This window comes from Micromonospora sp. NPDC023644 (genome assembly GCF_040640115.1).
Lineage (GTDB): Bacteria > Actinomycetota > Actinomycetes > Mycobacteriales > Micromonosporaceae > Micromonospora.
In genome coordinates, this window is the sequence record NZ_JBFABA010000021.1 from 23,533 (window position 1) to 37,191 (window position 13,659).

Consider the following 13,659-nt stretch of genomic DNA (forward strand, 5'->3'; position numbering starts at 1 on the left):
CGTCGGGTGTGCGTACCGCTGCCGTCAGGCGGCGGGGACCTCCGCGGTGGTGCGGATCCGGTCCAGGGCCGGCGCCGAAACCGGGGACTCGGCGGTCAGGTAGGCCACGAACGCGTCCAGGTCGATCATGCCGGTGACCGCGTTGGTGCCGCCGGTGAGGACGGTGAAGCCGTCGCCGCCGCCGGAGAGGAAGTTGTTCACCGTGACCCGGTACGTGGCGTCGGCGGTGACCGCCACCCCGCCCAGGGTGAGGCTGCCCCGGACGACCCGGGTCCCGGCGCAGGCGTCGGCGACGGTGCCGGTGGTGCCGGCCGGGTCGACGACGTAGCGGACGGTCGACGACGGGTAGAGCGTCCGGCCGGTGACGAACTGCTGCTCCAGCAGGCAGTAGAGCTGCGCGCCGGTGAGGTCGAGCGTCACGAGGTTGTTGGCGAACGGCTGCACCGTGAACGCCTCCTCGTAGGTGACCGGGCCGGCGTCGACGTCGGCGCGTACGCCACCGGGGTTCATGAAGGCGGCTACCGCCCCCTGCTCGTCGTCGGTGGCGGCGAGCTGCGCGTCGGCGACCAGGTTGCCCAGCGGGGACTCGCCCTTGACCGTACCGAAGAGGGTCTCCTGGGTCTTGGTGATCGCCTCGGTGGTCTGGCCGACCTCGCGGCCGGCCACCGGGCCGAGCACGGTCTTGTAGCGGTTGATCAGATCGGTCTGCGCCCGGTCCGGGTCGACGTCGCGGGTGACCACCACGTTCTCGGCCTTGGCGCTGATCACGTCGCCGGTGCGCCGGTCGATGGAGAGGTCGATGTCGGTGACCAGGCGACCGAAGGAGCTGGCGCTGGTGACCAGCTTGCCGTTGATGTTGCAGTTGTACGCCTGGTGGGTGTGGCCGCTGACGACCACGTCGATCGACGGGTCCATCCGGTTGGCGATGTCCACGACCGGGCCGCTGATGCCCTTGCAGTCGTTGATGCCGCCGGTGGCGTCCTGGGTGCCACCCTCGTGCATCAGCACGACGATGGTCTCGACGCCCTGGCGGCGCAGCTCGCGGGCGTACCGGTTGGCGGTCTGCGCCTCGTCGGTGAAGGTCAGGCCGGCGACGCCCTGCGGGCTGACGATCTGCGGGGTGCCCTCCAGCGTCATGCCGATGAAGCCGACCTTGACGCCCTGCACCTTGTGGATGGCGTACGGGGCCAGCAGCGGCTGACCGCTCGCGGTCTTGAACGCGTTCGCGGAGAGGTACTGGAAGCCGGCGCCCTCGTACGGGGTGCCGTCGGCGCAGCCGTCGACCGGGTGGCAGCCGCCGTTCTGGATGCGCAGCAGCTCGTCGGCGCCCTCGTCGAACTCGTGGTTCCCGACGCTGGCGTAGTCGAGCCCGGCCAGCGACAGCGCCTCGATGGTCGGCTCGTCGTGGAACGCGGCGGAGAGCAGCGGGGAGGCGCCGATCAGGTCGCCGGCCGCCACGGTGATGGTGTTCTGCTCCTTGGCGGCGCGCTTGCGCAGCTCGGCGAGCTGGGTGGCGAGGTATTCGGCCCCGCCGGCGGGCTGCCCGGCGATGGTGCCGTTGGTGGTGCCGGACGGCGGTTCGAGGTTGCCGTGGAAGTCGTTGAGGGCGAGCAGCTTGACGGCGACCGGCTTCGGGCCGGCGTCCGCCTGGTCGGGGGTGGTCGCGACCGCGCCGAGGGCGGTCACGGCGAGCGCGGTCAGGCCGATGGCGGCCCGGCGCATCCCGGGGATGGACATGGAACTCCTCGTGGAAAGCCGGCGCGGGCACCCGGGTGACGGTCCACCCCGGGTCGGGCCGCGCCGTCGGCAGGGTTCGGTCGCGGTGGCGACGGTGGGGGACGCCGCCGCGTCGCAGACAGCCTCTCATCGTCGGACGCCGTTGGTCGACCGGGGCGGGCCCGCGGGACCTGGGCATACGCCCGCCGAGCGGGAGTTCCGGACGGGCGTTTCCGACATGCCCGGCAGCGGGTGCCCAATCGTCACGGCAGTAGGTCGGGCTGGTCCAGGAAGGACCGGACGGACGGCGTACGCCGGAAGGATGATCGGATGAGCACGGGTTCCCGCCGGCGGACGCCGGGGGTGCCGCCGGCCCCGGCTGCCCGGGGCCGGCGCCCGCCTCAGCAGTACGTGTAGCTGCCGCGGCTCCCCCACGAGCAGGAGTCGATCAGGGTGCCGGACGAGTTGCGCAGGTACGCCTTGTCCCCGGTGTTGTTCCAGATGTAGTTGCCCGAGCCCCAGTAGCGGTGGGTCGAGCTGTTGGTGCCCTTTCCGGTGTGCACGAGGACGCTGGCACCCGCCGCCAGCCGGAAGTCGCCGGAGAACTTGTAGACGTGGTTGGCCTGGTCGCGCAGCGTCCAGTACTTCAGGTTGACGGCGGTGGAGCGCCGGTTGGTCAGCCGGACGTACTCGGCGTTCAGGCTGGAGTTCGAGCGGTTGTCGGCACCCGGCGAGTTGTAGTAGACCTTGGTGATCTGGATGGCCGGGGTGGCGGCCTGGGCCGGGCCGGCGGCGGTCAGCGAGACGCCCACCGTGACGGCGAGCGCCACCGCGAGACCGATCAGCCTTCTCCTCATGCGATTCCCCCACACACAGACGGCCGGTTCGTGAGGCCGGCGGATGAGCCGTGCCCGCGCACGGCCGGCCGAGGTTATCGATGCCCACTGGTCATTGTGGACGGTTAAACGGTCGCCGCGGGCGATTGCGTCCGCCCGGTTGATCTACTGCCGACCGGCGGGACGTACGCCGGTCGCCGGACCGGCCGCCGGGGTGACCGGGCGGCGCGACGACGGCCACCGGGCGTCCCGTCCCGCCCGGCGTTCGGTGCCCGGGGACCGGCCGGTGCGTCAGTCGTCCGGCGCGTCCTGCCGGTCCCGTCCCGGGGTCAGTGCGGATCCTTCCCGCCGGACAGCGCGGGTCCGTCCCCGGCGGTCAGCGCGGGTCCGTCCCCGGCGATCAGCGCCGCGACGGCCGCCGCGTCCCAGGCGTCGGCGACCCCCGGCCGGGCCAGCAGGTAGCGGACGATCCGGTCGGCGTCCCAGCCGTGCGACTCGCGCAGGCCACGGGCGATCATGCCGAGGTAGGCCGGGGCCGGGGCCCGCCACCGCACCTCGGACGCCGCCCAGGGGGCGGTGAAGGTCAGCAGCGGGAGCCCGTCGAGCCGGCCGGGGCAGAGCAGGGTCTCGTACCGGCCGGGGCCGAGGGTGGCCCGCCCGGTGGCCACGGCCTCGGCGATCAGGCCGACGTCGGCGCCGGGCTCCCGGTACATCTCCTGGGCGGCCACGTCGGCGAACTGCCCGACGTCGAGCAGGTAGGCCCGGGCCGCCGCCTCGCCGGGGAGCGCCGGGTCGTAGAACGCCATCCCGCCGGTCCACGCCCGGGACTCACCGGCGAAGTAGACGCCGCCGGGCAGCGACACCGGCACGGTACGCCTCGGGGGTCGCGGGTCCCGGCAGCCCGGGTAGGTCCGCCGTCCGCCGGGCGGGCAGCCCCCGGCCAGGTAGAAGCCGAGCCGGGCGGCGTGCAGGTTCGACCCGTACGCGACGTACCAGACCTCGTCCATCCGCGACCGCCCGTCCCCCGGCGGTCAGAACCCGCAGGTCATGCCGGCGGCGTGGCTCGCCTGCACCAGGTGCGTGGCGCATCCGCTCGCGGTGACCCGGTGCAGCAGGAAGCCGGTCGGCTCGGTGACCCAGCCGAACTGCTCCGCCGCGCTCATGGTGAGCGAACTCTGCCGCCAGGTGCTCGGCGCGGTGGTGAGCACCGTGCCGGCGAAGCTCACCGTGACCGGGCGGTGGACGTGCCCGGCGATCACCCGGACGACGTGCGGGTGCCGGGCGACCACCTCGGCCAGCCCGTCGCCGTCGGTCAGCCGGATGTCGTCGAGGAACGGGATGCCGACCGGCGCCGGCGGGTGGTGCAGGCAGACCACGGCCGGCACCTCGGGGCGGCCGGCCAGCACCCCGTCGAGCCAGCCGAGCTGGTCCTCGCCGAGACAGCCGGCGCCGCCCCCGCCCGGCATCGACGAGTCCAGCACCACGACCGTCGCCTCCGCGTGGTCCACGTGGTAGTACGCGGAGAAGCCGCCGCCGAGCCACGGCGTGCCGCCGAACGCGTCCAGCAGCGACTCCCGGTCGTCGTGGTTGCCGGCGACCAGGTGCACCGGCAGCGGGAACCGGCCGATGATCTCGCGCAGGGCCGCGTACTCGTCGGGGCCGCCGCGGTCGACCAGGTCGCCGGTGAGGACCACGCAGTCGGGCCGGGGGTTCAGCGCCAGCACCCGGCCCAGGGCGCGGTGCAGGCCGGCGGCCGGCTCGGTGGCGAGCGCGCCGGTGGTCACGTGCGGATCACTGAGCTGGGCGATGAGCATCCGTGCCTCCACTCGACCGGGACCCCCACGCTATCGCCGCGAGCCCCGGCGCGCGGCCCGCCGAACCCACAGGCCCTGTCCACAGCCTGTGGATGGCACATGTGTACGAAAGCGGTGGGCGATCTTGGTCACCGGCGGTCCGGGGCCCCGCTGAGTACGCTTGATCGCGGGCCCGCCCGCCGGTCGCAGCCCTCCCTACCTGGAACGACGTGCCGAGTGGATCACGAGCGAGTCATCCGTGACGTCACGGTCCGCCTCCCCATGGCGTCGACCGTCGTCGAGGCGTGCGGGTGGACCGTCAGCGCGCTCGCCCGGCACGCGCCGGCCACCATCTCCGTCCTGCTGCACGTCCACGACCGGCTCCGCTGCGTCGCGGCCACCGGGTCCTGGCAGGTCTTCTCCACGGTGCCGCCGAAGACCGGGATCGTGGGCCGGGTGTACGCCTCCGGCGAGACCGCCGTCGTGCCCGACGTCGCCGGCGACCCCGACTACATCCCGGTACGCCCCGACGTCACCGCCGAGGTGTGCGTACCGGTGCTGGATCCGGCGGGCCGGCCCATCGGGGTGCTGGACCTCCAGTGGTGCGGCCCGACCGACCTGGCCCCGTGGCGCGACACCGCCGAGCGGCTGGCGGCCCGGCTCGGCGCCCGGATCGTGGCGCTCGGCGGACCACCGCCGGAGAGCCGCAGCGAGAAGCTCCTCCGGCACGCCGCCGCGCTGACCTCCGCGTCGACGGAGTGGGACCTGTTCGCCGCCGCGATCGCCGCGGCCCGGGACGTGTCCACCCTCTCCGCGGCGGTGCTGGTGTTCGCCGGCCCGGACGGGCCCCGGCTGGGCACGCCGCCCGCCACCCCGGGCGAGCTGGAGGCCCGGATCCGGGCGGAGCTGACCGAGGCGGGACCGGCCGCGCTGGACCGGTTGGTCGCCCGCGCCCACCGCCACGGCGTGGGCTACACGCTGGGCGAGGCCGGGCACCCGCCCATCCCCGACCACCGGCCGCTGACCCGGGCCGGGGTGCGCACCCTGGTCGCGGTGCCGGTCGGCCTGCCCGCCGACGGCGGGGTGCTGCTGGTCGCCGACGAACGGCTGCTGCGCCCCGACCCGACCACGGTCAACCTGTTGGAGCTGCTCGCCGGCCAGGCGTGGAGCTGCCTGGACCGGCTGCGCACCCTCGCCCGCCTGCGCGAGCAGGCCAACTCGGACCCGTTGACCGGGCTGCGGCACACGGGCCCGTTCGGCCGGCGGATCGCGGTGGCCACCCCGGGGCGCACGGCCCTGCTGGCGATCGACGTGGACGGCTTCAAGACCGTCAACGACACGTACGGCCACCAGGCCGGCGACCGCGTGCTCGTCCGGCTGGCCCGGGCCCTGGAGGGGGCGCTGCGCCACGGCGACGAGCTCTACCGGGTCGGCGGCGACGAGTTCGTGGCCGTGATCGAGGTGGGTCGCCCCGAGGAGGCGGTCCGGATCGCCGAACGCCTCGCCGAGGCGGCGAGGCGGATCGGCCGCACGATCAGCGTCGGGGTGGCCCTTCCCCGCCCGGGCGAGTCACCCGAGGCCACGCTGCGCCGCGCCGACCAGGCGCTGTACGCGGTCAAACGGCACGGCCGCGACGGCGTCCGCCTGGCCCCCGCCTGACCCTCCCGCCCGTGCCGCGGACCAGCCCCCGGTTCAGGCCGTCGATCATGCAGTTGTGGTGCCCCGCAGAAGCCACAAGAGCCGCTCTTCCCCCACCACAAGTGCATGATCGACGCGGGCCGGCGCGGGGCGGCGCGGGTGGGGTCAGCGGGGGGTCAGTTCCCTGGCCAGGAGTTCGGCTATCTGGGCCGTGTTGAGGGCGGCGCCCTTGCGGAGGTTGTCGCCGGTGACGAAGAAGTCCAGGGCGCGGGGGTCGTCGACGGCGCGGCGGATCCGGCCCACCCAGGAGGGGTCGGTGCCGACCGCGTCGATGGGCATCGGGAACTCGCCCGCGGCAGGGTCGTCGACCAGGATCACCCCGGGCGCGTTCCGCAGCACCTCGCGGGCGCCCTCGGCGTCCACCTCGGTGGCGAAGACCGCGTGCACCGCGACGGAGTGGCCGGTCACCACCGGGACCCGTACGCAGGTGGCGGAGACCTTCAGGTCGGGCAGCCCGAGGATCTTGCGCGACTCGTTGCGCAGCTTCATCTCCTCGGACGACCATCCCGCGTCGGCCAGGGAGCCGGCCCAGGGCACCACGTTCAGCGCCAGCGGCGCGGGGAACGGGCCCACGTCGTCGCCGACCGCCTGGCGTACGTCGCCGGGGCGGGAGCCGAGCACCCGGTCGCCCGCGATCTTGGTCAGCTGGGCGTGCAGGGTGTCCACGCCGCTCTGGCCGGCGCCGGAGGCCGCCTGGTAGGAGGCGAGCACCAGTTCGCGCAGCCCGTACTCGCGGTGCAGCGGGGCGATCGCGATGATCATCGCCAGGGTGGTGCAGTTGGCGTTGGCGATGATGCCCTTCGGCCGGTTGCGTACCTGCTCGGGGTTGATCTCCGGCACCACCAGCGGGACGTCGCGGTCCATCCGGAAGGCGCCGGAGTTGTCCACCGCGACGGCCCCGCGGCCGACCGCGATCGGCGCCCACCGCGCGGAGACCTCGTCCGGGACGTCGAACATCGCCACGTCGACGCCGTCGAACGCCTCCGGGGTCAGCGCCTGGACGGTCAGCTCCTCGCCCCGGCAGCGCAGCCGCCGCCCGACCGAGCGCTCGGAGGCGAGCAGCCGGATCTCGCCCCAGACGTTCTTGCGGCCGCTGAGCAGCTCGCACATCACCGTGCCGACGGCACCGGTCGCCCCGACCACGGCCAGGGTGGGCAGCGGCGACACGGTGGCTACCGTCCCGTCCCCGCGTAGACGACGGCCTCGGTGTCGCCACCGAGGTCGAAGGCCTCGTGGATGGCGCGCACGGCGGCGTCCAGGTCGGTGTCGCGGCAGACCACGGAGACCCGGATCTCCGAGGTGGAGATCATCTCGATGTTCACCCCCGCCGCGCCCAGGGCGGCGAAGAAGCCGGCCGCGACGCCGGGGTGCGAGCGCATGCCGGCCCCGATCAGCGAGACCTTGCCGACGTGGTCGTCGTAGAGCAGGCCCTTGAACTTGACCGACTCCTGGATCTTGCTCAGGGCGGCCATGGCCGTCGGGCCGTCGGCCTTGGGCAGCGTGAAGGAGATGTCCGTGCGGCCCGTGCCCTCGGTGGACACGTTCTGCACGATCATGTCGAGGTTGATCTCGGCGCCGGCCACGGTGTCGAAGATCCGCGCGGCGGCGCCCGGCTCGTCGGGCACCCCCACGATCGTGATCTTGGCTTCGCTGCGGTCGTGGGCGACCCCGGTGATCAGTGCTTGCTCCACAGGAAGGTCCTCCATCGATCCGGTGACCATCGTGCCGGTGTTGGTCGAGTATGACGAACGGACGTGGATCGGCAAGCCCGCCCGGCGGGCGTACTCCACGCTGCGCAGGTGCAGGATCTTGGCGCCGCAGGCGGCCAGCTCCAGCATCTCCTCGTAGGTGATCTGGGTGATGTGCCGCGCGTTCGGGACGATCCGCGGGTCGGCGCTGAAGACGCCGTCCACGTCGGTGTAGATCTCGCAGACGTCCGCGTGCAGCGCGGCGGCGAGCGCCACGGCGGTGGTGTCGGAGCCGCCCCGGCCCAGCGTGGTGACGTCCTTGGTGTCCTGCGAGACGCCCTGGAAGCCGGCGACGATGACCACCGCGCCCTCGTCGAGCGCGCCCTTGAGCCGGCCCGGCGTGACGTCGATGATCCGCGCCCGGCCGTGCACCGACGTGGTGATCACGCCCGCCTGGGAGCCGGTGAACGAGCGGGCCTCGTACCCCAGGTTGTGGATGGCCATGGCGAGCAGCGCCATGGAGATCCGCTCCCCGGCGGTGAGCAGCATGTCCAGCTCGCGGCCCGGCGGCAGCGGGCTGACCTGGTTGGCCAGGTCGAGCAGCTCGTCTGTCGTGTCCCCCATGGCGGAGACCACCACGACGACGTCGTCGCCGGCCTTGCGGGCGGCGACGATGCGCTCGGCCACCCGCTTGATCCGCTCCGCGTTGGCGACGGAGGACCCGCCGTACTTCTGCACCACGAGTGCCACGACGGTGCACTCCCTCCCAGCGACGACCCTGAGCGTGCCGACGCCGCCGGATCTCAGCCGGCGGCGCGCGTCAGACGCACCCAGGGTATCGGTCGGCCGACCCGGGCGGGTCGGGTGATCCCACGATCCGGCCCGGCCGCGCGGGGCGGGGTGGCCCGCGACACGCCGGGGCGCTGCGCGCGGCAGGGCCCACGCGCGCCGTTTCCGGGCCGCAGAATGGCCCCGTGCACGCCCATCCCCGCCCGGCCGGCCCTGCCGCGAAGCCCGTGCGAGCGGCCCGACGCCTCGCCGGCCCGCTCGCGATCGCCCTGCCCGCGCTCCTCGTCGCCTGCACCGCCGACCAGCCGGTCGCCCGGCCCACCCCCACCTCGACACCGGCGCCGGCGGGGCTGGACGCGGCGCGCGACGAGCTGGCCGCGCTGGCGGCCGCCGCGCAGGACCGGCACCTGGTCGCCAGTTACACGCTGCGCGCCCCCGGGTCCCCGGACCGGACGATCCTGGTGACCAGCGCGAACGACGGCAGCTGGCGCGTCGACGTGCCGGGCGGCGCGCTCGGCGGGACCGCCGACGTCTCGTTCGCCGCCACCGCCGACGGGCTGTTCCAGTGCGCCCTGCCGTCCGCCGCCCGGCCCGAGCCGGCGGCCTGCGTACGCCTCGGCGACCCGGACGAGGCCGTGCCGCGGCGGCTCGATCCCCGGGTGCAGCACCCGTTCACCGACTGGCTGGACGTGCTGACCGACCAGCGGGCCCCGCTCGCCGTCTCGCCCGCCCAGCCGCCGCCCGGCGCGTCCGGCGCCTGCTACTCGGTCGAGACCACCTCGGCGTCGATCAACGCGCCGCTCGACGTGGGGATCTACTGCTACGGCCCCGACGGCACGCCCACGGCGGTGCGTACGGCGTTCGGCACGCTGATCCTCGCCGGGACGCCCGCGCCGGCCCCGGCCACCGTGCAGCTGGCCGGGCCGGTGGTCGACGCCGAGCCGCTCGGCACGGCGACGCCGGAGCCGACCGCGGAACCGACCGTGAGCCCGAGCGCGGGAACGTTCTGACCACGGGTGACGTTACGGGTGCCGTTCGCCACATTCGGACATCCCGCCCTTAACTACTGAATCGCCCTTACGGGACACTCGCCCCATGGCCGACCTCACCCCGCTGCTCGCGTTCCGCTGGAGCCCCCGGTCCTTCGACCCGGTGGCGGAGCTGTCCCGCCAGGACGCGTCCGCGCTGCTGGAGGCGGCCCGCTGGGCGCCCTCGGCCGGCAACGCCCAACCGTGGCGGTTCGCGCTCGGGCACCGGGACGACGAGACGTTCAAGCGGATCCTGGTCAACCTGCCGGAACGGGACCAGCGGTGGGCCCAGCGCGCCTCCGCGCTGCTGCTGTGCGCCCACCGCACGGGCTCCGCCCGGCACGCGTACGACCTGGGCCAGGCGGTCGCCCACCTCACCGTGCAGGCCACGGCGCTCGGCCTGCACGTACGCCAGCTGCGCGACCTCGACCACGCCGGCCTGGCCGCCGACCTCGACCTGCCGGCGGGCGTACGGCCGCACGCGGTGGCCGCCGTCGGGCAGCTCGGCGACCCGCTCAGCCTCCCCGCCGACCTGCTCCGCTCGGAGACCGGCCTGCGCCGCCGCCTCCCCCTGGCCGAACTCATGCTGACCTGCCAGGCTGCGAAGTGCGTCTCATAGTCCGGACCGGCCTTCCCGCACCCCGGCCAGCCACGTAGGGTTACCTGGTCATGTGGCAGGCGTACCTCCTCCTTGGTCGCCGCGACGAGGCCTGAAGGCCGGCACCTCGTCGCGGAGTCGAACCGCGCCGTCCAGCACATCCGAACTTCCCATCGGCAACCGCCCGGGCACCGTCGCCCGGCACCTGGCCGACACCTTCCGATTGCTGACGCCACATGTTCCAGGGAGTACTCCGTCATGGCTCAACCCGTCACCGACGCTGAGACCGATCCGATCGCCCGGCAGCGCCCCAGCCGGATGCCGTACCACCGCTACCAGCCGTACCAGCAACAGTTCCGGATCGACCTGCCCGACCGCGGCTGGCCGACCCGGCACGTCGAGGTCGCGCCGCGCTGGTGCGCGGTGGACCTGCGCGACGGCAACCAGGCGCTGATCGACCCGATGTCACCGGAGCGCAAGCGCCGGATGTTCCAGCTGCTGGTGCAGATGGGCTACAAGGAGATCGAGGTCGGCTTCCCCTCGGCCAGCCAGACGGACTACGACTTCGTGCGGCAGCTCATCGAGCAGGACCTGATCCCGGAGGACGTCACGATCCAGGTGCTCACCCAGTGCCGGGAGCACCTGATCGACCGGACCTTCGAGTCGTTGCGCGGCGCGCGGCGGGCGATCGTGCACTTCTACAACTCGACCTCCACGCTCCAGCGGCGGGTGGTCTTCGGGCTGGACCGCGACGGCATCGCGGACATCGCCACCCAGGGCGCGCGGCTCTGCCGCAAGTACGCGGAGATCCACACCCCGGACACGGACATCCACTACGAGTACTCGCCCGAGTCCTACACGGGCACGGAGCTGGAGTACGCGCTGGAGGTCTGCGCCAAGGTCATCGAGGTGGTCGACCCGACCCCGGACCGCAAGCTGATCGTCAACCTGCCGGCCACCGTCGAGATGGCGATGCCGAACGTCTACGCCGACTCGATCGAGTGGATGCACCGGCACCTGCCCCGCCGCGACAGCCTGGTGCTGAGCCTGCACCCGCACAACGACCGGGGCACCGGCGTCGCCGCCGCCGAGCTGGGGCTGCTGGCCGGCGCGGACCGGGTCGAGGGCTGCCTCTTCGGCAACGGCGAGCGCACCGGCAACGTCGACCTGGTGACGCTGGGGCTGAATCTCTTCTCCCAGGGCGTCGACCCGATGATCGACTTCTCGAACATCGACGAGGTGCGGCGCGCCGTCGAGTACTGCAACCAGCTCCCGGTGCACGAGCGCCACCCGTACGCGGGCGACCTGGTCTACACCGCCTTCTCCGGCTCCCACCAGGACGCGATCAAGAAGGGCTTCGACGCGCTCGCCAAGGACGCGGCGGCGGCCGGGGTGCCCATCGACCAGCACACCTGGGCGGTGCCCTACCTGCCGATCGACCCGAAGGACCTGGGCCGCACCTACGAGGCGGTCATCCGCGTCAACTCGCAGTCCGGCAAGGGCGGCGTCGCGTACATCATGAAGAGCGAGCACCAGCTCGACCTGCCGCGCCGGCTCCAGATCGAGTTCTCCGGCGTGGTCCAGCAGGTGACCGACCACGACGGCGGCGAGGTCGACCCGGGCACGATGTGGGAGATCTTCGCCGGGCACTACCTGCTCGACCACCAGGTCGACCCGGCGCTCACCCTGGACGGGTACGCCATCGGCACCGCCGAGGGCAAGGTCGAGATCGAGGCCCGCGTCGGCCTGGGCGGGGAGCCCCGCTCGCTGACCGCGGTCGGCAACGGCCCGATCGACGCGTACGTCAACGCGCTCCAGTCGGTGGGCGTGGCGGTACGGGTGCTCGACTACCACGAGCACGCGCTCTCCTCCGGCGGGGACGCGCAGGCCGCCGCCTACGTGGAGTGCGAGGTCGACGGTCGTACGGTCTGGGGCGTCGGCACCGACGCCAACATCGTCACCGCCTCCGTGAAGGCCGTGACGAGCGCCGTCAACCGCGCCCGCGCCTGACGGGCCGGGAAGGGCACCCGTTCAGGCAGGGTGCCCTTCCCGACGCCGGGGTGGGCGGTGGATGAGCAGGGCCGCCATCGCCGCCCCGGCCAGCAGCAGGCCGGCGCACCAGAGCATCGCGCCCCGGTACGCGGCGGTCAGCGCGGCCGGCTGCGCGTAGCCGGAGCCGGAGAGCCCGACCAGCAGCGGAAGCGCCGCCACCGCCAGCAGGCCGCCGGCGCGGGACGCGGCGTTGTTGAAGCCGCTCGCCACGCCGGCGAACCGGTCGTCGACCGCGGCCAGCACGGAGGCGGTCAGCGGAGCCACCACCAGCGTCAGCCCGATCCCGAAGAGCACCACCCCGGGCAGCACGTCCCGCCAGTACGACGCGTCGGGGCCGACGCCGCGCAGCAGCACCAGCCCGGCGGCGGCCACCACCGGCCCGACGGTCAGCGGCAGCCGCGGCCCGATCCGCGCCGACAGCGCGCCGGCCCGGGCCGAGCCGACCAGCAGCAGCACCGTCATCGGCAGCAGGGCGACCCCGGTGAGCAGCGCCGACCAGCCGACCACGTTCTGCAGGTAGACGGCGAGGAAGAACGTGAAGCCGCCGAGCGCCGCGTAGACGAGCACGGTGAAGACGTTCAGCACGGAGAAGAGCCGGCTGCCGAACAGGCCGGTGGGCAGCATCGCGGCGTCCCCCCGGCGCCGCTCGACCAGCACGAAGGCCGCCGCGCCGGCCACGCCCGCCAGCGCGGCTACGAGCACCGGCACCGAGTCGAAGCCCCGGACGGGGGCGTCGATCAGCGCGTACGTGACGCCGGCCAGGGCGAGCGCGCCGAGCAGCGCGCCGGCCACGTCGAACCGGCGGCGGCGCCCCGACGCCCCGGTGCGGGAGGCGGCCTCGTCCCGGCTCTCCGGCACCCAGCGCAGCGCCGCCAGCAGCACGAGCACGGCCAGCGGCAGGTTCAGGAAGAAGATCCACCGCCAGGAGAGCGCGTCGATCAGCCAGCCGCCGAGGAACGGGCCGAGCGCGGTGGAGACGCCGGACAGCCCCGACCACGCGCCGATCGCGCGGCCCCGGTCGTCCGGGTGGAAGCTGGCCTGGAGCACCGACAGCGAGCCGGGGGTGAGCAGCGCGCCCCCGGCGCCCTGGAGGAACCGGGCCGCGATCAGCCACTCGGTGCCCTGGGCCAGGCCGCAGAGCAGCGACGCGAGGGTGAACCAGACCACCCCGAGCAGGAAGACCCGCCGCCGCCCGAAGCGGTCGCCGAGCGCGCCGCCGAGCAGGACGAAGGCGGCGAGCATCAGCAGGTAGCCGTTCACCGTCCACTGGAGACCGGCGACGGTGGCGCCGAGGTCCGCGCCGAGGCGGGGCAGCGCCACGTTGACCACGGTGGTGTCCAGGAAGACCATGCCGGAGGCGAGGACGGCCGCGAGCAGGGTGCCCCGCCCGCGGGCGGTGCCCAGCCGGAGCGCGGGGGCGGTTTCGGTCATGGGGTCCAATCTGCCTCGCACGATATGAGA

The 13,659-nt window shown here is 73.9% G+C and carries 11 protein-coding genes; 4 read left to right on the forward strand and 7 right to left on the reverse strand.

The features are described 5' to 3' along the window. Window positions 1-24: 24 nt before the first annotated feature. The 4 genes from AB0G08_RS17230 to AB0G08_RS17245 all read right to left on the reverse strand — a co-directional run bounded on the left by AB0G08_RS17230 (window position 25) and on the right by AB0G08_RS17245 (window position 4,366). A complete protein-coding gene (locus AB0G08_RS17230; RefSeq protein WP_358088506.1) occupies window positions 25-1,737 on the reverse strand; it encodes a bifunctional metallophosphatase/5'-nucleotidase in 1,713 nt (570 codons plus the stop codon). Between the two features lie 380 nt (window positions 1,738-2,117). Continuing rightward, window positions 2,118-2,573 (reverse strand): lamin tail domain-containing protein, encoded by a 456-nt coding sequence (locus AB0G08_RS17235; RefSeq protein WP_358088509.1) that lies wholly within the window; start codon window positions 2,571-2,573, stop codon window positions 2,118-2,120. 308 nt (window positions 2,574-2,881) lie between these two features. After that, window positions 2,882-3,559, reverse strand: coding sequence for a histone deacetylase (locus AB0G08_RS17240; protein ID WP_358088512.1), 678 nt, complete (start codon window positions 3,557-3,559; stop codon window positions 2,882-2,884). A gap of 24 nt (window positions 3,560-3,583) precedes the next feature. Then, entirely contained in the window at window positions 3,584-4,366 is a 783-nt protein-coding gene (locus AB0G08_RS17245; protein ID WP_358088515.1) for a phosphodiesterase, read from the reverse strand. Between the two features lie 216 nt (window positions 4,367-4,582). Here AB0G08_RS17245 and AB0G08_RS17250 point away from each other — a divergent pair, with 216 nt between their 5' ends. Next, complete coding sequence (locus AB0G08_RS17250) at window positions 4,583-6,004, forward strand: diguanylate cyclase (RefSeq protein WP_358088517.1); 1,422 nt, start codon at window positions 4,583-4,585, stop codon at window positions 6,002-6,004. A gap of 144 nt (window positions 6,005-6,148) precedes the next feature. Here the strand turns inward: AB0G08_RS17250 and AB0G08_RS17255 are convergent, their stop codons facing one another. Beyond that, entirely contained in the window at window positions 6,149-7,210 is a 1,062-nt protein-coding gene (locus AB0G08_RS17255; RefSeq protein WP_357870855.1) for an aspartate-semialdehyde dehydrogenase, read from the reverse strand. Window positions 7,211-7,215: 5 nt separating this feature from the next. Next, on the reverse strand, window positions 7,216-8,481 hold the full coding sequence (locus AB0G08_RS17260) for an aspartate kinase (RefSeq protein WP_089003025.1): 1,266 nt from the start codon (window positions 8,479-8,481) through the stop codon (window positions 7,216-7,218). A gap of 224 nt (window positions 8,482-8,705) precedes the next feature. Between AB0G08_RS17260 and AB0G08_RS17265 the strand changes: the two genes are divergently transcribed. The 3 genes from AB0G08_RS17265 to leuA all read left to right on the forward strand — a co-directional run bounded on the left by AB0G08_RS17265 (window position 8,706) and on the right by leuA (window position 12,156). Next, window positions 8,706-9,530, forward strand: a complete 825-nt coding sequence (locus AB0G08_RS17265; protein ID WP_358088520.1) for a hypothetical protein — start codon at window positions 8,706-8,708, stop codon at window positions 9,528-9,530. Between the two features lie 85 nt (window positions 9,531-9,615). After that, window positions 9,616-10,167 (forward strand): nitroreductase family protein, encoded by a 552-nt coding sequence (locus AB0G08_RS17270; RefSeq protein ID WP_358088523.1) that lies wholly within the window; start codon window positions 9,616-9,618, stop codon window positions 10,165-10,167. Between the two features lie 237 nt (window positions 10,168-10,404). After that, on the forward strand, window positions 10,405-12,156 hold the full coding sequence (gene leuA, locus AB0G08_RS17275) for a 2-isopropylmalate synthase (protein WP_358088526.1): 1,752 nt from the start codon (window positions 10,405-10,407) through the stop codon (window positions 12,154-12,156). 21 nt (window positions 12,157-12,177) lie between these two features. Here leuA and AB0G08_RS17280 read toward each other — a convergent pair whose 3' ends face one another. Then, complete coding sequence (locus AB0G08_RS17280) at window positions 12,178-13,629, reverse strand: MFS transporter (protein WP_358088529.1); 1,452 nt, start codon at window positions 13,627-13,629, stop codon at window positions 12,178-12,180. Between the last annotated feature and the right edge of the window lie 30 nt (window positions 13,630-13,659).